This is a genomic window from Pinisolibacter sp. DMC100, from assembly GCF_056313705.1.
In genome coordinates, this window is sequence record NZ_JBQUZT010000002.1 from 654,802 (window position 1) to 674,594 (window position 19,793).

General features: G+C 65.2%; 23 protein-coding genes and 2 tRNA genes. 11 read left to right on the forward strand and 14 right to left on the reverse strand.

Features of this window, described 5'->3' with window-relative positions; translation table 11 throughout:
- Nucleotides 1–205 precede the first annotated feature (205 nt).
- Nucleotides 206–1,438, forward strand: a complete 1,233-nt coding sequence (locus ACT541_RS11890; RefSeq protein WP_476137103.1) for a hypothetical protein — start codon at nt 206–208, stop codon at nt 1,436–1,438.
- A 188-nt stretch (nt 1,439–1,626) separates the two neighbouring features.
- Here the strand turns inward: ACT541_RS11890 and ACT541_RS11895 are convergent, their stop codons facing one another.
- Complete coding sequence (locus ACT541_RS11895) at nt 1,627–2,682, reverse strand: hypothetical protein (RefSeq protein WP_476137105.1); 1,056 nt, start codon at nt 2,680–2,682, stop codon at nt 1,627–1,629.
- 916 nt (nt 2,683–3,598) lie between these two features.
- Between ACT541_RS11895 and ACT541_RS11900 the strand changes: the two genes are divergently transcribed.
- Both ACT541_RS11900 and ACT541_RS11905 read left to right on the forward strand, forming a co-directional pair.
- Nucleotides 3,599–3,820 carry a hypothetical protein gene (locus tag ACT541_RS11900; RefSeq protein ID WP_476137107.1) on the forward strand — a complete coding sequence of 74 codons (222 nt, stop codon included), beginning with the start codon at nt 3,599–3,601 and terminating at the stop codon, nt 3,818–3,820.
- A 180-nt stretch (nt 3,821–4,000) separates the two neighbouring features.
- Nucleotides 4,001–4,261 (forward strand): hypothetical protein, encoded by a 261-nt coding sequence (locus ACT541_RS11905; RefSeq protein WP_476137109.1) that lies wholly within the window; start codon nt 4,001–4,003, stop codon nt 4,259–4,261.
- On the opposite strand, the gene ACT541_RS11910 is transcribed toward ACT541_RS11905, so the two are convergent.
- The 3 genes from ACT541_RS11910 to ACT541_RS11920 form a co-directional block, all read right to left on the reverse strand.
- A complete protein-coding gene (locus ACT541_RS11910) occupies nt 4,258–4,752 on the reverse strand; it encodes a phospholipase D-like domain-containing protein (protein ID WP_476137111.1) in 495 nt (164 codons plus the stop codon). The two genes, ACT541_RS11905 and ACT541_RS11910, sit on opposite strands and share 4 nt — an antisense overlap.
- Complete coding sequence (locus ACT541_RS11915; RefSeq protein ID WP_476137113.1) at nt 4,749–4,940, reverse strand: hypothetical protein; 192 nt, start codon at nt 4,938–4,940, stop codon at nt 4,749–4,751. Before ACT541_RS11915 ends, ACT541_RS11910 begins: the two co-directional genes overlap by 4 nt.
- Before the next feature lie 79 nt (nt 4,941–5,019).
- On the reverse strand, nt 5,020–5,196 hold the full coding sequence (locus ACT541_RS11920) for a hypothetical protein (RefSeq protein ID WP_476137115.1): 177 nt from the start codon (nt 5,194–5,196) through the stop codon (nt 5,020–5,022).
- Nucleotides 5,197–5,353: 157 nt separating this feature from the next.
- Between ACT541_RS11920 and ACT541_RS11925 the strand changes: the two genes are divergently transcribed.
- From ACT541_RS11925 to ACT541_RS11950, 6 genes are read left to right on the forward strand one after another with little or no spacing between them, the layout of a single operon-like run.
- Entirely contained in the window at nt 5,354–6,157 is an 804-nt protein-coding gene (locus ACT541_RS11925) for a sigma-70 family RNA polymerase sigma factor (RefSeq protein ID WP_476137117.1), read from the forward strand.
- A 26-nt stretch (nt 6,158–6,183) separates the two neighbouring features.
- The gene (locus tag ACT541_RS11930) at nt 6,184–6,414 is read left to right on the forward strand and encodes a hypothetical protein (protein ID WP_476137119.1); all 231 of its coding nucleotides are present in this window, start codon (nt 6,184–6,186) and stop codon (nt 6,412–6,414) included.
- A complete protein-coding gene (locus tag ACT541_RS11935) occupies nt 6,411–6,878 on the forward strand; it encodes a hypothetical protein (RefSeq protein ID WP_476137120.1) in 468 nt (155 codons plus the stop codon). The genes ACT541_RS11930 and ACT541_RS11935 overlap by 4 nt, the downstream gene beginning before the upstream one ends.
- 7 nt (nt 6,879–6,885) lie before the next feature.
- The gene (locus tag ACT541_RS11940) at nt 6,886–7,266 is read left to right on the forward strand and encodes a hypothetical protein (RefSeq protein ID WP_476137122.1); all 381 of its coding nucleotides are present in this window, start codon (nt 6,886–6,888) and stop codon (nt 7,264–7,266) included.
- Nucleotides 7,266–7,823 (forward strand): phage tail protein, encoded by a 558-nt coding sequence (locus ACT541_RS11945; RefSeq protein ID WP_476137124.1) that lies wholly within the window; start codon nt 7,266–7,268, stop codon nt 7,821–7,823. Before ACT541_RS11940 ends, ACT541_RS11945 begins: the two co-directional genes overlap by 1 nt.
- Nucleotides 7,824–7,835: 12 nt before the next feature.
- Nucleotides 7,836–10,706 (forward strand): hypothetical protein, encoded by a 2,871-nt coding sequence (locus tag ACT541_RS11950; RefSeq protein ID WP_476137126.1) that lies wholly within the window; start codon nt 7,836–7,838, stop codon nt 10,704–10,706.
- A gap of 242 nt (nt 10,707–10,948) precedes the next feature.
- Here the strand turns inward: ACT541_RS11950 and ACT541_RS11955 are convergent, their stop codons facing one another.
- From ACT541_RS11955 to ACT541_RS11985, 7 genes are all read right to left on the reverse strand, one after another.
- Nucleotides 10,949–11,098, reverse strand: coding sequence for a hypothetical protein (locus tag ACT541_RS11955; RefSeq protein ID WP_476137128.1), 150 nt, complete (start codon nt 11,096–11,098; stop codon nt 10,949–10,951).
- 764 nt (nt 11,099–11,862) lie between these two features.
- Nucleotides 11,863–11,938: transfer RNA gene (locus tag ACT541_RS11960), tRNA-Arg, on the reverse strand.
- 100 nt (nt 11,939–12,038) lie between these two features.
- Nucleotides 12,039–12,344: an ETC complex I subunit gene (locus ACT541_RS11965; RefSeq protein ID WP_476137130.1), complete on the reverse strand. Its 306-nt coding sequence runs from the start codon at nt 12,342–12,344 to the stop codon at nt 12,039–12,041.
- Nucleotides 12,345–12,434: 90 nt separating this feature from the next.
- Nucleotides 12,435–12,511 (reverse strand) — tRNA-Pro (locus ACT541_RS11970).
- A 122-nt stretch (nt 12,512–12,633) separates the two neighbouring features.
- Complete coding sequence (locus ACT541_RS11975) at nt 12,634–13,185, reverse strand: DUF192 domain-containing protein (RefSeq protein ID WP_476137132.1); 552 nt, start codon at nt 13,183–13,185, stop codon at nt 12,634–12,636.
- A gap of 43 nt (nt 13,186–13,228) precedes the next feature.
- Nucleotides 13,229–13,861 (reverse strand): cold-shock protein, encoded by a 633-nt coding sequence (locus tag ACT541_RS11980; RefSeq protein WP_476137134.1) that lies wholly within the window; start codon nt 13,859–13,861, stop codon nt 13,229–13,231.
- Between the two features lie 196 nt (nt 13,862–14,057).
- On the reverse strand, nt 14,058–14,819 hold the full coding sequence (locus tag ACT541_RS11985) for an SIR2 family NAD-dependent protein deacylase (protein WP_476137136.1): 762 nt from the start codon (nt 14,817–14,819) through the stop codon (nt 14,058–14,060).
- Nucleotides 14,820–14,852: 33 nt separating this feature from the next.
- On the opposite strand from ACT541_RS11985, the gene ACT541_RS11990 reads away from it, so the two are divergent.
- Both ACT541_RS11990 and ACT541_RS11995 read left to right on the forward strand, forming a co-directional pair.
- Nucleotides 14,853–15,311, forward strand: coding sequence for a VOC family protein (locus tag ACT541_RS11990; protein ID WP_476137138.1), 459 nt, complete (start codon nt 14,853–14,855; stop codon nt 15,309–15,311).
- A 63-nt stretch (nt 15,312–15,374) separates the two neighbouring features.
- On the forward strand, nt 15,375–16,316 hold the full coding sequence (locus ACT541_RS11995) for a bifunctional helix-turn-helix transcriptional regulator/GNAT family N-acetyltransferase (RefSeq protein ID WP_476137139.1): 942 nt from the start codon (nt 15,375–15,377) through the stop codon (nt 16,314–16,316).
- A gap of 31 nt (nt 16,317–16,347) precedes the next feature.
- Here the strand turns inward: ACT541_RS11995 and ACT541_RS12000 are convergent, their stop codons facing one another.
- Genes ACT541_RS12000 through proS form a run of 3 tightly spaced genes read right to left on the reverse strand, consistent with a single transcriptional unit; the run spans nt 16,348 to nt 19,699 of the window.
- A complete protein-coding gene (locus ACT541_RS12000) occupies nt 16,348–17,070 on the reverse strand; it encodes an ABC transporter ATP-binding protein (protein WP_476137141.1) in 723 nt (240 codons plus the stop codon).
- Nucleotides 17,070–18,356, reverse strand: coding sequence for a lipoprotein-releasing ABC transporter permease subunit (locus ACT541_RS12005; RefSeq protein WP_476137142.1), 1,287 nt, complete (start codon nt 18,354–18,356; stop codon nt 17,070–17,072). Before ACT541_RS12005 ends, ACT541_RS12000 begins: the two co-directional genes overlap by 1 nt.
- Before the next feature lie 20 nt (nt 18,357–18,376).
- Nucleotides 18,377–19,699 carry a proline--tRNA ligase gene (gene proS / locus ACT541_RS12010; RefSeq protein ID WP_476137144.1) on the reverse strand — a complete coding sequence of 441 codons (1,323 nt, stop codon included), beginning with the start codon at nt 19,697–19,699 and terminating at the stop codon, nt 18,377–18,379.
- Between the last annotated feature and the right edge of the window lie 94 nt (nt 19,700–19,793).

The following is a 19,793-nucleotide window of genomic DNA, read 5'->3' on the forward strand; positions in this document are numbered from 1 at the left end:
TGGCGATGACCTCAAGAAGGATCTCGCGTTGTGTCTTACGCAGGGCTAGCCGAGGGGGAATTTCCCTTATTGCCAAAGGCATGTAACCCTCGCTAGAAAGTTGTATGTCCTCGCGCACTTCGTGACGAATGGGCACCCCATCCCTCTGAAATAGAATGGCGAATTCTGTTTCATTCAACCAAGACCTACTTTATAGGCCACAACCATGAAGAAGCTTGAACGCGCCGCTTTCTCTCTGCTCTTCTTGGCCTCTTCTAATGCCGTTGCTCAAACACCACCTACACAAGGATTTCCTTACGGGACATGGGGGCAAGACGCCAAGCATTGTGCTGCCTTCGCCAAAGGACAAGGCTCCAATGCTCAGCAAATATTGGAAAAGGAAATCCAATATCGAGAGATAGAAGGCCAGCTTAAAAAGATTGAAATCGTATCCATCAAAAAACTCGACAATGGGCATTTTAGGATTGAAGTACGCCCATTCAAAAACGACCCTGAAATTCAGTGGAGTGAGGTGTGGACGGAAGACAACGGCACTTCAATGAATTACAGAAGTCAATTTGAAGATCCGAAGAGCACACCTAAAAAGTATGTCGCCTGCAATGGCAAGCAACCCACCGCGCCGGGAGACTTCGGAAAGTGGCAGGTCGACCCCAGCTCGGTGAATCCTCGGGCTGTGCTGGATGGTGGTCCCAATTTCCCGAAGATCGAAGTGGTTTGCTCAGCGCGAGACGCCCTCGGCTACAAGTTCATGATGCCGGACGGTCGGCCACCCCGGTTCATCACCCTGCCGGGAATGGACACGGACACGAACCTCGGCATCGAGCCGTCAGGGTTCATGCCAGCGAAGGACGCCGCCCGATTTGTTGGTGCGATAGCCGACCTGCTCAAGCAAGCAAGGGTAGACGGCTCCCGCCTGCCTGAAAGCGCCTTCGTCACTCAAGTTGGGGTGAATGGCGCGCCACCCACGTCCGTTCCCATCGGCGGCCTGATGGCCGTGCGGGAAGCGTTGCGGCCACGCTGTACGACGGCAACGGTTTTCGTCGCCCCACCGCCGTCACCAACCGCTATACCTTCGGCAACCCCGCCAATGCTGGCGCCTGTACCGGTGCCCCCGCAACCTTCGAGAACCGTCCAAAAGAAGCAGTTTCATGATTTATGCGTGCGAAGCTGGAACGAGCTAAAATGCCAATGCATTGAAGATGCTGTGACGCAAACCGCAGCCCGAAGTGGTGCGAAGTCGGTCTTCCTGTTTGAAGACTTCTTGTATGATGTATTAGACACTGCACTCGCAATAACTCAAGGGCGCGCACCGCAAGATTACATGTACGTTCAGACGGTCGCTTCGAGGCATCCAATAACAATGTCCGTGGGACCGAGCGCTTCTGCAATGCTCGCACAACAGGCGACAGGCTTGGCGTCAGTTTGCGTCACAAAATAAAAGCGCTTCTAGTCCGTCAGAGAGTGCGTCATCCCGAATGCGTCGTCGCCGGCGTCGAGTATCGTAGGGCGGTTCCATCCGGATCGTCTGAGACCGGAACCTGAATCGACACTCGCCGCCCGGTGGTTCGCAGATCGACTGCGGCAACATCCCGATCGTCCGTTCAATTTTGACCTAACGCAGGCCCATCAGATCGCCGCGAGGTCTTCGAGGCGAGACCATAGGATCTCGGGGATCTTCACCCTTCGGGAAAGGGCACCTGCTCTCACCACAATCGCATCCGGCTCCCGACGGATGTCGACGAGCTTGCCGCCGATCGCGCTGTCTTCCCGTGCGGACCAATCTCGTATCCGCCCAATGATGCCGCCGTCGATGCCAGCGTGAATGACTCTAATCCCTGCGATGCACTCGTCGGCTGCCTTGTGACTCCCCGTGAGCCTGCTATTCAGACGCATCATGTCGCTGGTTGAAGCTGTCGCCAGATCTGTTTCTTCCAACTCACGGACCGCAGCGGCAAACGTCGACAGGGCCTTCGGCAGCTTGTCCATGTATCTAGGCTTATCCGCTCGATAGAACGTCAACGGGGTGGAGTCACGCATATACGGCGTAGCCATTCGCTCCTCTCGACCGTCCGAGGTCTTGTAGCGCACGTCTTCACTGACGATCAGAAGCCCGTCGCGTGCATGGGTAGAGAGGTCCATCCTTCCCCGTGTGAGTGCATCTCTTACGCCCCCCCGCACCTTCTCCAACTCCTCGGCGAAGGCGACGGCGTTTGCCATTTGCTTGGCGACCAGCGCGAGGCGATTTGGGTCTCGGCGAAGGTTTTCGAGGGCGATCTCGCGCTGCTTCTCTGCCAGAAACTCGGCGTTGGCTCGCTCGTGCTCCTCGGAGTCGATCGACTTGAAACACTTCGGCCCGATAATGCGAAGAACATGGCTGTCGGGGAACCAAGCAAGGCGACCGGATCGAAATTTCGGGCTCGTTGGCGAGCAGTGTGGACAAGGACACCCCGTGTCACTGTCCCTACGATAATTCGGAACTTCGAAATCGCAGATGTAGCGAATTCGCTCCCCTTTCTTCGGGTTCGTGTACGTAATACCTTCCCATTCATACGGGCGCTTGCCAGAGCGCACGTGATCTAAAAACGGCTGCTTAGCTGCTTTTGCGAGTTCTTCCGTGGGATAGTTGGGCTTCGGTTCACGCGCCAATTCGGGAATGTCCAAAACCGGGGGCTTCTTAGCCATTTTCTCTCCTGCGGCTCTTCCTTGAGAAGAACATAACAGGAATTTACTAGATCGCATACTGGACGTCTACACTACATATTGATTTTCGCGACCAAAGATGGGGAACTCTCATTTGCGCAATCATCGAATCCGTTCGGGACGGTTACCCCTTCACTCCGGACGTCAATTCCCACCCATGGCGCTGATCGACGAACCGCGTCGGCGTACACTATGGCTCCCGAATGTGAGCCCCATGTAGCCGCGACCACCACCACACACCCCGATGACCACCCCGACGCCACCAGCATGACGCACGCCGCGCTGCCGCCCTAGCGGCAGCACAGCCGGTCGAGTGACACCACGCGGCAGGCTCGACGTATTCGGGATAGTGACGGTGCTTCTCAGTAGCAGGATGAAGCACCCATCTTGCTGAGTATCGAACGATCGGCCGCGCCTATCATTCCCTCGGTTACTTCGTGGCGAGCGGGGGTTTCCCATGCTCTTCGCTTGTCGCCAACGGCAAATCGACCGGATTACGAAGCCGAAGCGCACTTCGTTATTTTTCGGCTCAATATCAATAGCTTATGTACACACCCACCCCCCTATGTCGTCACGGGTCCTCCGCCCGGGGAGAGGGCTTGCGGGGGCTCGGCCGCGCGAGGCCTCACTAGATATGGGCTAAATTCAACGTCCCAAACGCCAATCGATCGGCCGTTCCGATCGCGGCAACTCGGCGCTCGCCTTGTCCCGTGGCATCGCGGGACGTCCCACTGCACATTTTCTGCCGCCGCCGTGCCGCACGCGCCGAAATAGGGACGTCCCTCCCCCAGCCGTCCCCCTACCCTCGCCCTGCCCATGACCGGATACTCGCCGACGGGCTGGCGCATCGAGAATGTTCTGTTTATGTTCTCAGTCTCAAGATCGAGGACACGACGCCATGACCGACGAAGCCCGCCCCGCCACTGCCGACGAGATCCGCGACGCCCTCGCCTTCGGCCTCAGGTTCGACGGCCGCAAGCGCACGCACACGGGCGATGAATTCATGGCCAAGATCACTGCCGAGCGGCTGGTCGAGCATCTCGCGCTTTCCGGCTTTGTAGTGATGAAGGCCCCGCCGCTCCAGCCCCACCGGATCGAAGGCCCGAACAAGGCCGACTGACACCAGCCGAGTAAAATTCCTCCTGTACATAGGTACAGTTTCGTCAACACTGCGCATACTATCGGTAGCGTCTGGTTTCGGTTCAATCAAAACTCTGTATTTGCAAGCGAACGCGTGTCTTACCGTAGCGTCATGCATCCCGAAATAGCCCGCCGCCGCAGAGAAGTTGCCGAAGCCCGCATGATGGAGATCGACGCCAAGGTCCGTCACGCCATGGCATTGATTGCGGAATCGTCAGTTATCTCCGAACTCCTCGGCATCGATGGGCAACGGCTTCTGGACGCTGCCGAGACGATCCGCGTCGAGTTGGAATCGACCACCCCGACCTCGCCACAGGGAGCCGAGGCTCGGATGCGCGCCGTTGATCTCTTGCGCGCGGCGCTCCCGGATCTCGAGGGGCTCGAGGCCCTATTGCGAACCGACGTCTGCGAACGCTCTTAGGGCTCCAGCGGTCTCGCCCGCGTCCACTCGCGTTCGAAGGCAGCTTCGAACCGCGCCACCGCGTCAGCATCGTCAATCAACACCAAGTCGTTTGCCTGATGTTTCAATCCCGCCGCCGAGAAGTTCGCCGATCCCGTCCGTAGACGCCGCCCGTCGATCACATATGCCTTCAAGTGCATCAGCGGCCCGGCCGGCGACACCCGCACGAAGGGTGCAATGGGCTCCAGCCGGGCGACGTTGGTGCGCGGCAGTTGCGACCGATCGAGCACGAGCCGAACCTCGACGCCACGCTCCGCAGCCGCGACAAGCGCGTCGATCACCGGCCAATCGGACAGGACGAACGCCGCGACGTCGATCCGCTCACGGGCGGAGCCGATCAGGGCGACGTCGAGATGTTCCAAATTCTCGCCCGGTGAATAGTGGATCTCTGCCGCACGGCCGGGCGACCAGATCATGACGGCGGCGACCAGCGCCAGCGCAGCACGGATCATGTCTCAACGAGCCCGCCGTCGATCACCCGCAGGCCCGGTGTCTCGTCGCGGATCGAAGCCGCCTCCAGCTCGGCGTTCTGGAGAAGGTAATCGAGAAACGGCATGTCGCCTTCGGCCGCGACCTTGCGCAGCTCCGCCAGCTTCTCGGCAATCTCTCGCGCGCGCCGCGCCTTCTCGATCGGGTTCATCGACTCCACCTTCGCGCGCAACGATACACCGCGCACTATCGATGCAGAAGCGCCGGCCGAAGCCGGCGCGCCGCATCGATCACTCCGCCGCCGGCACCGGCTCCCGATCCTCGGCGGCGCGATTGACAAGCCCGACAAGTTCAAGGCCCGCGAGATCATCGACATCAGCATCGAGGAAAGCGACAAGGCGACCAGTCGAGTCGACGATACGGCCGCCGATCGGGTCGAATGCGAGGGGAAAAGAAATCTCAGACATGTATTGCTCCATTGGCGGAGTGGTGTTGCCACTTTGGCAATACATCTACTCCTCTTGTATGTACTTTATAGCTCTCCCCAGATCAAGCCCGCCGAGCAATTGAATTTCGATCGGAACGCTATTTGATGAAGAGGACCAAACGAAAGGCCCTCCCCGCATGCTTTTGACCGCCGAAGAAGAACGAGACCTCATGACGCGGGCGAAGGCCGGCGAGACACGCGCCCGCGACCGGCTGGTGCTGGCGCACACACCACTGGTGCAGCGGATCGCCAGCAAGATCGAACGCGATCCGGCCCGCCGCGCCGACGCGGTGCAGGCCGGCTTCGTCGGATTACTCAAGGCAATCGACGCGTTCGATCCCGCGCGCGGCGCGCGGCTCTCGACAGTTGCCGAGTATTGGATTCGGGCTGAATTGTTGGGGCTCATCACGCACGGCGACGGACCTGTCCGTTGCCCGGTGAGTCCGCTCACGAAGCGCGTGACGGTCAATCTTCCACGGCTGGAGCGGCGCATCCAAGTCGGCAACCCCGACCTCACTGCATCCGAAGTAACGGCCCGTGCCGCCGCCGAACTCGGTCTCGATCTCGCGACCGTCCACGGCATCCGCGCCGCTCGCGCGCGCCTGTCACTCGATGATCCGATGGGCAACGACGAAGACGCTGCAACGCTCGGCGATCGGCTCGCCGATCCGGCCGAACTCCCCGACGAGTTGCTCGACCGTCGGCAGCAGCTCGCCAATCTGCGCAAGTTGATCGGCGAGGCCTCAGAACGGCTGCCACCACGAGACCGCGACATCTTTGTCGAGCGTGTACTCGTCGATGAAGGCCGCTACAAACTCAAGGACATCGCGTCGATATACGACATATCCACCGAGCGCGTCCGGCAAATTGAGCGCAGGGCTCTTGCGAAGGTCTCCGAATACGTCCGCAACAACTCTCCCCACGAGACCGCTGCCGCATAGGTGTAACTTAAAGCGACACGCACCACTTGCGTGAAATGCACATCTCGATCGCCGACGCATCCCTAGCCTGCGGCCTCTCCCCTCGCCAGCTTCGCCCGTTTGCCACCTCGCCCGGCACCGGCCGCGCGGCGGTCGTAGACACCCGCGACGTCGCCCGGCGCGCGGGCCTCGACGAGGCGGCACTACTCGACCAGCTCACCAACGCCCAACGCGCCGCGCTCGAACTGCGCAGCGCCGCGCGAGGACTCATCCGATGACGACATCCGAACTCGACGGCATGGCCAAGTTCCGGCGCGCCGCCGCTCGCGCGACCGACATCCGCACCGAACAGGATGCAGCAGCCGCGCTTCGCGAGACCGCTGCACGCCTCAAGCCGGTTGCCCCCGCGACCAGCGCAGCCGCCATCTCCCCGGCGCTTGCGGCTGCGCTGGCAAACGCAGATCGCTCGATGGCTGCCGCGCCGCGCCCGACCACTGCCGGCGTGACGAAGACGCCGCCTGCGGCCGTCCTCACCGAGATCAAGACGTGCTCGACCGGCCGCGCGCTCGGGCTCACCAACGACCAGCGCGCCGCTACCGCCGCGACCGTCGAACAGTGGCGCCCGGGCGAACTCCAGCGCGCGAACGGTCTCACCAGAGTCGAAACCGAATTCGGCCGGTGGGCGGTTCTTCGCCGCGATGCCCTCGGCAACGTCTCCGCCTTCGATTTCATCCGCGCCTGAGGCAGTAATGTCAGCAACCTACGAACTCGGTCGCCTCGGCGTCGCCCTCGGTCTCTCCGCCGACCAGACCTCGACGCTGGCGGCTCGCCTCGGCGACGCCGTCACCCTCGACGTCTCGCACCGAAAGATCGCCCCCGCTGCCGCTGTCGAGGCCCTTCTCGGTGCCGGCGCCGACGTCTCCCGCAGGGCGCTGGCAGGCCTCTACGCCGCCGCCCGTACCCCGCCGCCGCCTCCCGCAGGCCCGACCGATGCCCGGCGCGCTGCGGCTGCGCAGGCCTGCCACAACGTCCGGACGATCCGCGCCGGTGCGACGTTCGACGTCCCGACCGACCGCCGCGCCGACGTCGCCGAAGCGCGTGCCAACGCGCGCCGCAGGGTCGGCCGCTGATGGGCCTTCACGTCGACACATCCGGCTTGATCCGGGTCGCGCGCGGCATGGACGAGCTGCGGCTCGACATGCGGGCGAAGGTCTTGGCGATGGCGACGAACAAGACCGCCGCCAAGGGACTGACGACGACGCGTCAGCTCGTGACGCAGGCCGGCGGCTGGAAGCGAGCTTACGTCAACGGCAAGACGCGCCAAACCTACGCTACCCCGGCGACGCTCACGGCGAAGATCATCGGCCGGTCTCGGTACTCGCTGCTCACCGAATTCAACGCGCGGCAGACGCGGCGCGGCGTTTCGGCTGCCCCGTGGCGCACCCGGCGCACCTTCCGGGGCTCCTTCTTCATCAACGGCAAGAACGGCAATCGGCTGGTCGCGCATCGCGTCGGCAAGTCCCGGCTTCCGATCAAGGCAATGTACGGCCCCGGCGTCGGTCGAGAGATGGAACGCGATCCCGTCAAGACCGGCATTCTCGCCCGCATCAGCACCGAATTCCCCGTCGAAGTCGATCGCGCCTTCAATTTTAAGATGTCGACGATCAAGGCGAAGTACGGACTATAAGGAACCGTCCGCATGTCCACGCTACAGACAACCATCAACGTCAGTGCGAAAGACGGAACCTTCGCCGGGCTGGCGTCCGTCTCGAAAAACTTCCGCAAGCTCGCCGAACAGGTCGGCGCGATCTCGTCCGGAAAGAGCCTCGCCGGCATCGTGTCGACCCCGGTCGCGGCCGGCCTCGCCACCATGACGAGGGGCGTGAAGAAGTTCTCCAGCGGGTTCCGCGCCTCGATCAGCGAGGCGGCGCACGCTGGCGCGCTCGCCTTTGCCCCGCTGGCGCTGGCGATGCACGCCGTTGCCGAGAACATCAAGGAAATCGAGGACGCGAAACAGGGGCTGCAAAAGTCCTTCTTGATCAAGGACCCGAACGACAAGTCGAACCACGACGTCAAGGAATTCGACTCGCTGGTCAACAAGTCCCGCGATCTCTCGATGAACTCGATTTACGGGATGCAGGATTACATCAAGCTCTCGAATGAGCTGCGCAGCCGCAACCTCTCCACCGATCAGGTTTCCGCGTCGATGGAGACCATGGCGACGCTGGCGTCGATCAAGAACGAGGACTTGAAAGAGACCGCCGAGCGCGTGCTTTCGATTCAGCGCGGCTTCTTCGGCATGACGAGCAGCGCCAGCCTGTTCGACAAAGAATTGAACAGCGTCGCGAATACTACGTCGGTCATGGCGAAGCGGCTCGGCCTCAACTTCGAACAGATGGAGTCCTTCTCCAAGAACGCGGCCCCGATCGCGCGCCTGATGGTCCACGACCAGATTGGGGCCATCGAAGACGCCATGAAGGGGGCCAGCGGGTCCGAACTCTCCCGGCTCGAAGACGAGTATGTGAAGACCTATTCCGGCGCGATGAACGGCGCATTCACCCGCCTTGCCGCCCTGACTCAGGCGGGCTTCGCCCCGGAGGAGGCCGGCAACGCCTTCAAGGCGATCGGCACCCGCGCGGCGATGCCGACGTCGAAGGCGTTGATGCTGATGCAGCGCACCGGTATCGACCCGCTCGCGTTCCAGTCTGTCAATCCGGAGCTGTTCACCGGTGCGGGCGCGGCCTCGATGCTCGCCGGCCAATTCGGCGGCGGCGTGGCGAAGTATGCGCCCGAATTCCAGAAGGCGATCGACTATCATCAGGGCGATTGGTTCGGCGCGCGGCAGGCGATGCTCGACAAGCTCACCAAGAACGGCGTGTTCAAGCGCGCTACCGACGCGAAGAAGGCGGCGGGTATCCTCGACCTCTTCCAAGGCTCTTCGGTCTCGTCGATCGATTTCGACCGCCTCGAAAAGGAATTTTCGCGGCACAACGTCACCCCCGGCGTCCGCAAAGAGCTTTCGGGGATGTATCACCTCGCGAAGTTCGTCGACCTGACGCCGAATGCCGTCGCACAGGAAGCCGCGACGTTGAACGGCGAGCTGGCGAAGTCTGGCGAGCGCATGGCGGTCCTCAAGCGCATCAGCGAACAGGGCTTGCCCGGCGCTCTCAAGCTGCTCAAGGCGTCGTTCACGTCGCTCTCGGACGCCATGGGCGAGGCGGTGAAGGGCGACGTGGTCGACGGCCTCACCACCATCCGCGACGGCATGCGCGGCGTCTACAAGCTCGCGACGCAGCACCCGGACGTCTTCCGGCCCCTCGTGAAGGGGCTGCTAGCGTTCGCGGTCGCCGTCCCGGCGATCCTATTCATCAATTCGCTGGCGACCGCCCTCGGCGCGCTCATCTCATTGCCGGTGCTCGGGTTCGTCGCCGGGATGTGGGGCGCGTACTCGATCTTGTCGAAGGTCGACCAGATCGGACCCCGCCTCGGACGGACGTTCGACCACCTCAAGCGGGCGTTCGCGGCCCTCAACGATGCCGACCTCGGCAAGATGCGCGAAGAGCTTCGCGGGCTGGTCGGCGAACTGCGCAACATCCCCCTCGGCGACGCGTGGTCGAAGCTGACGGGCGGAGAGAAGGCCGCGCTGGTGGTCGGCGGTCTTTGGGCTCTTGCCCGCGTGGTGCGCGTCGTCGCCGCCGGCTTCCGGATGCTGGCGGCGGCTGGCAGAGTCGCATACGTCGGCGTCGCGGGCCTCGCGGCCATCGCCCGCCCCGTCGCGGCCGGAATTCGCGGGCTTCCCGGCCTGTTCGCCGCCGGGGCGATCGGTGCTCGGATCTTCGGCGGTGCGGTTCGTCTCGCGGGCGCGGGGCTGCGCTTCCTGATCGGTCCCGTGAACCTGATCATTTCGGCCGTGGTCGGCCTCGCCTTCCATTGGCAGGAACTCGTCGCCTCGATGGCGGCGGGCTGGGATCTCCTCAAGGGCGGTGCGGCCGACTTCGGCGCGGCGGTCGCGGCCCTCTTCAATGGCGACTTCGGCGGGGCGTGGGAGCGGTACAAGGACTCGGTCGTGAAGACCTTCGAAGGTCTCTCCACCGTCGTCGTCGGCATCGTCCGCACGCTGGTCGAAGGCTTCGTCGACAGTCTCGGCGGCGACGGCGCGGCCGTCTGGGGCTCGTTCGCGTCAGCAGCGGTCGCGGCCCTCGACACAGTGATTGGAGCCGTGAAGTCGGCCGTCGCGTGGGTGCGCGACCTGATCGCGTCGATTGCTTCGATCCCCGGCGTGCCGGCTCCGCTCGACCCGAACGGCTACAACAAGGGCGGGTTCTTCAAGAACGACGGTTACGAGTACCTGCCCGACGGCAGCCGGAAGAAGCTGTCGAGCTTCTCCGAACAGGGGCTTTACAGCCCCGGCGCGATGCGCACCAGCACCGCCGCACCTCAGGATGTCAACGTTGCCGGCTCCGCCGACATCAACGTGACGGTGAAGATTGACGCCCCGAAGGGGCTGAACGCCACCGGCGCCGCGACGGCGAAGACAGTTCCGCTTAAGAGGGGGACGAACTTCGCGTGACGCCCCCGAAGGGGATGAATGCAGGAAGGCCCCGTGCGCCGCGCCGGGGCCTTCGGCGTCGTGGGGCGGCTCGCGGTGCAGAACCGGACCGACGGGCTTCCTGCGGCTCCTCAGACGCCCCAGCTATAAGGGCTCGACCGTCTCCGCCTCCATCCCGGTCGCCTCCCGGAACGCGCGACGAGCCGCAGTCCTTCCGGTCGCCCGCACGATCATAGCCCGACCGCCTCCAACGCATCGAAACATCACCGCCTCCCCTTCGTCTTTCCGACGAGCCGGCGGCGCTTCGCTGCCAGCTCCGCCCGTCGTTGTTCCTCTTCGCCGAGCATCCCCGCCTCGACGATCTCGAGCGCATCGAGCCCGTCGACATGCAACCGAAGCTCCTCGGGTGTCATTCGCTCGACCTGTTCGCGTGTCAGTCCTCGGCGCTTCATCGCCTAGCCCTCCTTCCGAGGGCTGCGTCGGGCCTATTCGGCCCTCCTTCGGCCGACGAGAAAGCCGGCTCCGCCCTATTGATTGAATCAGGGTGGTTGCTGTGCTCACCAGCGTGAACCCACCCCCCTTGCGCAGCAGCACGGCGGAGGGTGCGAGGGCGCTTGGAAAGCCAATCGACCGCCTCGGGAGAAACCAGCGTGATGATGTTGGTGAGAGACGCCCGACCGCTACGGCGGCGTTCTTGACGGGCGAAGAGCCCGGCGGTGGTCGCGGTGCGGATGCAGTTCTGGACGACGGTTCGGCAAGTACCGGCAAGGGCCGCAATCGCGTCGATCGAGAGATCGCACGATCCACGCTCGGCGATCTCGGACATGATCACGGCGACGGCTGCGGCTTGCGCTGGCGTGAACAATGCGGCGAGGCGCGGCGGAAACCATCCGGCGGAGGCCCATCGGCGACGGCGCGCGATGGATGCAGCGTGATCTGGCGAAGTTGGCGTGCGTCGACCCGACCAACGCGTCGGCTGCCGTATGGTGCGCGTGGCGCGGCTTCGCAGCTCGTCGGCGTCAACCTCGGCTAGAAGCTCTTCGACGGCAGAATCGGAGATCGCCCCGGCCGTCCATGCGGCGAGGATCTCGCGACGTCTGGATTCGAAATTGCGGACAAGATTGCGGACAGGTCCAGATCGAAGGACATCTATCGCGCCTGAAAACGGCAGAAAACTTGGCGACCCCGGCAGGAATCGAACCTGCGACCAACAGCTTAGAAGGCTGTCGCTCTATCCCCTGAGCTACGGGGCCGCGATGGCGGGCTGAGCCGCCTGTGGTCTCGGCACGCTTCGCACGTCGACGGGATCGCGGGAGGTGATCCCCGTCGACGTCGGCGCCGGCCGACCGGCGCTCAGTGCGTCCAGGTGCCGATGCGGCCGTATTTGAAGTTGTCCGAGTAGGAGACGGTCTTGGGGGCCCGCTCCTGCGGCTCGATCACCCGATACTCGAGGCCCTTGCGCTCGGCATAGGCGATCGCCTCTTCCTTCGTGGCGAAGAACAGGCGGATCTGGCCCTTCATGTCCGAGCTCGAGGTCCAGCCCATCAGCGGGTCGGCCGACTTCGCCGTCTCCGGCTCCCAGTCGAGCATCCAGCGCCTGGTCTTGGCCTGACCGGACTGCATGGCCGTCTTCGCCGGTCGAGAGATGCGCGCCACCATGTCGTCCACTCTCCTCAGTCTCTTCGTTTCCCGACGGCCGAGCCGTCCGATCGCCTGTCGCGGCTCGCCGATCGCGCGACCGGGAGCCGGTGGTCGGGGTAGTCAGATTCGAACTGACGACCTGAAGTACCCAAAACTTCCGCGCTACCAGGCTGCGCTATACCCCGTATCCGCCGGTCGCGCGTCGCCGCGAAACCGCTCCGCCGACGCCGCACGGCGCCGAACTTCGCTCTCGCGTCCGCAATACACGCCCCGGCGAAGGCGGGCAAGCGTCTCGCGGATACGACACTCATCGACCGCGCATGATCCGCGCGTGGCGGACCGTGTCGCCCGCCGAAAGGTGCAGCCGCCGCGCCGTCCCGGCATTGACCTCGAGCACGTAACGCACCGCGCCGCGCGAGGAGACCGTCGCCTCCGACAGCGGCGTCGTGTCGTGCGCGATCGAGACGATGCGGCCGTCGGCGGCGATGAAGATCATGTCGAGCGGGATGTAGGTGTTCTTCATCCAGAAGTACACCGGCTCCTCGCGGCGGAAGTCGAAGAGCATGCCGTGGTCGTCGGGCATCGACTTGCGGAACATCAGCCCCTTGGAGCGGGTCTCGTCGGTGTCTACCACCTCGACCTCGAACTTCGTCTCGGTCCGGACGCCGCCGGCACCGGCGGCGACGACGAAGAGCTCGTTCTCGGGCGGGATCGGTGCCAGCGCGCGCGCCGGCCAGGCCACGGCGACGAGGCAGACGAAGGCGAGCAGCAGCGCCGCCACGGTCGAGGCGAAGGCGCCGCGTCGCGGCGCGCGGATGCCGGTGAACGACGGGCGGAGAAGATCGCGGACGAACGGCAAGACGCGCGGCTCCCGACAGGAGGAATGCGGTCGCATCCCCGGCTCAGTGCGACGCGGGGGCGCCGGCGATGCCGTCGGGACGGACCTCGGCGGCCATCAGGCCCTTGGGGCCGTCGCCCCAGCGCACCCAGACCTCCTGGCCCGGACGCAGCTCGGCGAGGCCGTAGCGGCGCAGCACTTCCATGTGGACGAAGATGTCGGGCGTGCCGTCGCCGCGCGTCACGAAGCCGAAGCCCTTGACGCGGTTGAACCACTTCACGACCGCCTTCTCCAGCGGCGAGGTCGGGACGATCTGGACGTGGGTGCGCGGCGGCGGCATCTGGGCCGGATGGATCGCCGTCGATTCGTCCATGTGCTTGATGCGCAGGGCCTGCAGACCACGCGGACGGTTCAGCACCTCGCAGACGACACGGGCGCCCTCGTAGGCGGTCTGGTAGCCGTCGCGGCGCAGGCAGGTGACGTGCAGCAGGATGTCCGGCAGGCCGTTCTCGGGGACGATGAAGCCGTAGCCCTTGGCGATGTCGAACCACTTGATGGTGCCGACCACCTCGATGACGTCGACGGCGGCATCGTCGGCTACATCGTGTTCGAGACGAGGGCCATGATCGAGATGGGACCCGGCCTCGAGGTGGGTGTCGTGTTCGAGACGGGCGTCGAATTCGGTCTTGGCTCCCATCGGCCTCACTCCCTGCGTCCGTCCCGACCGCCCGGAACGAAGCTCACACGACTTCACGTGGGGACCGTCCCGATGCGCGCGAACGCTGCCCGATTGCGTTCGAATCGCTTCCTCGAATCCCTCTGACGCGGAGGATACCATCGGCCGTCGGCGCGGCCACCGGCTTTCCGCCGTCGTGCACGGATCTGTGGGGCGATCAGCCGCCGAAACGGGAAAAGACCGCGCCGATCGAGCCTCGCAACACCGCATGGGCGATGTGGTCGAGCGGCGTCGCCTCGCCGTTGACGATCACCAGCCGGGCGCCGTGATACTTGGCGATCAGCGGCAGGGTCGCCGCCGGCTGGACGGTCAGCGACGAGCCGACCGCCAGGAAGAGATCGGCCTCGTGGATCGCCTCCTCGGCGCGCTCCATCTCGCGGGTCGGCATGGCCTGACCGAAGGAGATCACGGCGGCCTTGATCAGGCCGCCGCAGGCGCACCGCGGGCTCGCGCCGGTCGCCGCGATCGTCGCCTCGGCGGCGTCGAGTTCGTGGCGTTCTCCGCAGTCCAGGCATGTCGCGAACGTGGCGTTGCCGTGGATCTCGATCAGTCTATCTTCGGGCACGCCGGCACGCGCGTGGAGGCCGTCGATGTTCTGCGTGACGACGGCGTTGACCTTGCCCGACCCGACCAGCCGCGCGATCGCCCGGTGGGCGACGTTGGGTTCGACGCTCGCGATCTGGTCGCGAAAGGCGAAGCGCCGACGCCAGTCCTTCAGGCGCGCCGTTTCGGAGGAGACGAAATCGTCGAAATAGATCGGCTCGATCTTCTTCCACAGACCGTTCGGCCCGCGAAAATCGGGAATGCCCGATTCGGTCGAGATGCCGGCGCCGGTGAAGACCACCACGGTGTCGGCGGCTTCCACCAGCTCGGCGAGGAGGGCGGCGCCCTCCCGATCGTCCTCGACGATCCTCGTCATGTCACTCTCTCCCGACCCTTCACGAGGTCCCCGATGCGATATCTGCACACCATGGTCCGTGTCCGCAATCTCGACGAGAGCCTGCGCTTCTGGCGCGATCTCGTCGGCCTCGAGGTGGTCCGCCGCGACGACTACCCGCAGGGCCGCTTCACGCTGGTCTATCTCGCCGCGCCCCGCGACATCGATTCCGTCGGCGCCGACGTCGCACGCGGCCGGCGCGAGGCACCGACGCTGGAACTCACCTGGAACTGGGACGACGAGGATTACGGAACCGCCCGCAACTTCGGCCACGTCGCCTTCGAGGTGGACGACATATACGCCACTTGTGCCCGACTGATGGCGGGCGGCGTGACCATCAACCGGCCGCCGCGCGACGGCAACATGGCCTTCGTGCGCTCGCCCGACCTGATCTCGGTGGAGTTCCTGCAGAAGGGCGAACGCCGCGCTCCGGCCGAGCCGTGGGCGTCGATGCCCAACACCGGGGTGTGGTGATCCTCGATTGACCTTCGCAACGATATAGTTGACTATGTCAATGATATCGCCGAGGAGGTCGACATGCAGCATCGCGTCGAGCCGGACCGGGACACGGAGACCGCCGTCGACCGGATCCGGTCGTTCAACCGCTTCTACACACGGCGGCTCGAGCTGCTCGACCGCGGTTTCCTCGCCAGTCCCTGGACGCTCGGCGAGGTCCGCATCCTTTGGGAGCTCGCCCGCCGCGGCGGCGCCGCCGCGGCGGAACTGGTGCGCGATCTCGGGCTCGACCCCGGTCAGCTCAGCCGGACGCTGAAGCGCCTTACCGGCGCCGGTCTCGTCGAGAGCGGCGCCGACGCCCGCGACGGGCGGCGGCGGGTCGTCACCCTGACGGAGCGCGGGCGGGCGGAACTGGCGCCGCTCGAGGCCGAACAACGCCGGCGGGTCGGCGCCGACGTCGCGGGGCTCGGCTGCGACGCGATCGGCCGTCTCGTCGGGGCGATGGCCGACGTCGAGCGACTGCTCGATCCGACCGATACGACGCGCCCTCTGCTGATCCGGCCGCATCGCACCGGTGACGTGTCGCAGATCGTCGCGCGGCAGGCGGCGCTCTATGCGACCGACTACGGCTTCGGCCGCGGCTTCGAGGCGCTCATCATGGCGATCGGCGCCCGCTTCCTCGACGATCCTCATCCGGGGCTCGAGGCCTGTTTCGTCGCCGAGGTCGACGGGCGGACGGTCGGTGCGGTCTTCGTCACCCATGCCGACGAGGGCGTCGCCAAGCTGCGGCTGCTGCACGTCGAGGCCGAGATGCGCGGGCGCGGCATCGGGCGGCGGCTGGTCGAGGCGGTGATCGACTTCGCCCGGGCGACCGGGCACCGTCGGCTGACGCTGTGGACCAACGACATTCTGGTCGAAGCCCGCCGCCTCTACGAAAGCACCGGCTTCCGACGCGTCGCGGCCGAGCCGCACACGATGTTCGGCACGCCGATGTTGGGAGAGACCTGGGATCTCGATCTGTGAACCGGCCGCGGCGGGGTGCCCCGCCGCCCGCTCACAGTTCCTCGACCTTGCCGTCGGCCAGCGTGATGCGCCGATCCATGCGGTCGGCGATGTCCATGTTGTGGGTGGCGATCAGCGCCGCCAGACCCGAGGACCGCACCAGCGCCTGCAGCGCGTCGAAGACGTAGTGCGCCGTCTTCGGATCGAGGTTGCCGGTCGGTTCGTCGGCGAGCAGCAGGCGCGGCACGTTGGCGACGGCGCGGGCGATCGCCACGCGCTGCTGTTCGCCGCCCGACAGCTCGGCCGGCAGGTGATGCACCCGCTCCTCGAGCCGCATGTAGGCGAGCAGCTGCTCGGCGCGCTTGGTCGCTTCCTTCTTGCCGAGGCCGCGGATCATCTGCGGCAGCATGACGTTCTCGAGCGCCGTGAACTCGGGCAGCAGGTGATGGAACTGGTAGACGAAGCCGATCTCGAGCCGGCGCATGCGGGTGCGTTCGGCGTCGTTGAGGGTGCCGGTCGCGATGCCGCCGAGATAGACCTCGCCACCGTCGGGCTTCTCGAGCAGGCCTGCCAGATGCAGCAGCGTCGACTTGCCGGCGCCCGACGGGGCGACCAGCGCGACGATCTCGCCGGCGCGGATCTCCAGGTCGGCGCTCTTCAGCACCTCGAGATAGCGGTCGCCCTCGGAATAGCGGCGCTCCACCCGGGCGAGCCGCAGGACGGGCTCTTCACCGACCCCCGCCGCGGCCTTCTGGTCGTCGAGATCGATCGCCATCATTCGTACCTCAGGGCTTCGACCGGATCGAGCTTGGCGGCCTTGCGCGCCGGGAAGATGGTGGCCAGCAGCGACAGCACCAGCGCCATCACCACCACGGCGACGGTCTCGGCGATCTTCATGTCGGCCTTCATCTTGGCGAGGAAGTAGATCTCCGGCGGATAGAGCTGGGTACCGAGGATCCACGACAGCCCTTCCCTCACCTCCTCGATGTGGCGGCAGAGGAAGAGGCCGAGCAGGAAGCCGGCCATGGTGCCGATCGTGCCGATCGTCGCGCCGGTGATGAAGAACACCCGCATGATCGATCCGGATGTGGCGCCCATCGTCCGCAGGATCGCCACGTCGCGCGCCTTGTCCTTCACCAGCATGGTCATGCCGGAGACGATGTTGAGCGCCGCCACCAGCACGATCAGCGTCAGGATGATGAACATCACGTTCCGCTCCATCTCGAGCGAGGCGAAGAACGTGACGTTGCGATGGCGCCAATCGGTGACGTAGACCGAGCGCTGGGCGGCCTCCTCGACCGGACGGCGCATCTCGCCGACCTTGTCGGGATCGTCGGTGAAGATCTCGATCGCACTCGCCCGGCCGTCGAGGTTGAAATAGCCCTGCGCCTCGGAGAAGGGCATGAAGACGAAGCTCGCGTCGAACTCCGACTGGCCGACCGAGAAGATCGCCACCACCGGATAGGCCTTGACCCGCGGCGTCACGCCCATCGGGGTGACGTTGCCGCGCGGGGAGACGATGGTGATCGGGTCGCCGATGCCGAGGCCGAGGTTCTGGGCGAGACGGGTGCCGATGGCGAGACCCTTGCCGGCCTCGAAGTCGTCGAGGCTGCCGAGCTTCACGTTCTTGGCGACGAGCTCGATCTTGTCGACGTCCTTGCGCTCGAGGCCGCGCACCAGCACGCCGACGGCGCCGGCGGGGCCGGAGCCGAGCGCCTGACCCTCGATGAAGGGGAAGGCGAACTTCACGCCCTTGACGCCGGAGATGCGCTTGGAGACCTCCTCGTAGTCGGTGAACTGCGAGGCCGTCGCCTGGACCAACATGTGGCCGTTGAGACCGAGGAACTTGCCGACCAGTTCGGTGCGGAAGCCGTTCATCACCGCCATGACGGTGATCAGCGTCGCCACCCCCAGCATGATGCCGAGGAAGGAGAAGGCGGCGATGACCGAGATGAAGGTCTCACGCCGGCGCGACCTGAGATAGCGCCAGGCGATCATCCATTCGAAACCGGCGAAGGGCGCGGTTCCGGTCGGTTCGTCGAGTTCGCTCGCCTTGGCCATGCCTTCGTCAAGTCCTCTCGTCAGGCCTGCACGCCCAGGCGCGCCAGCGCCTCGGCGATCGGCAGGACCTCGCGCTCGCCGGTCTTGCGGCGCTTGAGCTCGACCTTGCCTTCGGCCAGCGACTTCGGCCCGGCGATCAGCTGCCACGGCACGCCGATCAGGTCGGCGGTGGCGAACTTGGCGCCGGCGCGGGTGTCGGTGTCGTCGTAGAGCACGTCGCGACCGGCGGCACCGAGCTTGGCGTAGATCTCGGCCGCGGCGGCGTCGCAGGCGGCATCGCCCGGCTTCATGTTGATCAGCACGACGTCGAAGGGCGCCACCGCGTCCGGCCAGACGATGCCGGCATCGTCATGGCTCGCCTCGATGATGGCGCCGACCAGACGCGACACGCCGACGCCGTAGGAGCCCATGTGGACCGGGCGCTCGACGCCGTCGGGACCGGCCACCTTGGCGCCCATCGGCTCGGAGTACTTGGTGCCGAAGTAGAAGATGTGGCCGACCTCGATGCCGCGCGCCGAGACCTGCTTGTCGGCAGGAATGGCGGCGAAGGCGGCTTCGTCGTGCTTCTCTTCAGTCGCGGCGTAGAGACGGGTCCACTCGTCGACGATCGGCTTCAGATCGCCGCGGAAGTCGGTGTCCTCGGCCGGGATCGGCAGATCGAGCACGTCCTTGTGGCAGAAGACCTGGCTTTCGCCGGTCGAGGCGAGAATGATGAACTCGTGGCTCATGTCGCCGCCGATCGGGCCGCTGTCCGCCTGCATCGGGATCGCCGTCAGGCCGAGGCGCGAATAGGTGCGCAGGTAGGCGACGAACATGCGGTAGTAGGCCTCACGCGCACGATCCTGATCGACGTCGAAGGAATAGGCGTCCTTCATCAGGAACTCGCGGCCGCGCATCACGCCGAAGCGCGGACGGCGCTCGTCGCGGAACTTCCACTGGATGTTGTAGAGGTTCAGCGGCAGGTCCTTGTAGGACCGCACGTAGGAGCGGAACACGTCGGTGACGACCTCTTCCGCCGTCGGGCCGTAGAGCATCTCGCGATCGAGACGATCGGTGATGCGCAGCATCTCCTGGCCGTAGTCGTCGTAGCGGCCGCTGTCGCGCCAGAGCTGGGCCGACTGGATGGTCGGCATCAGCAGCTCGACGGCGCCGGAGCGGTTCTGCTCCTCGCGGACGATGTCGGCGATCTTGTCGAGGACCCGCAGGCCGAGCGGCAGCCAGGTGTAGATGCCGGCGGACTGCTGGCGGATCATGCCGGCACGCAGCATCAGCCGATGGGAGACGATCTCCGCCTCGGCAGGGGTTTCCTTGAGGATGGGCAGGAAATAACGCGACAGACGCATGGGGATCGGGGCCTCGTCGAAGGCTCGGGAATCGCGGGCGGCGTATCGATCGACCTGCCATGAGAATCCCGGCGAAAAGAAGATCTCGTCGGCC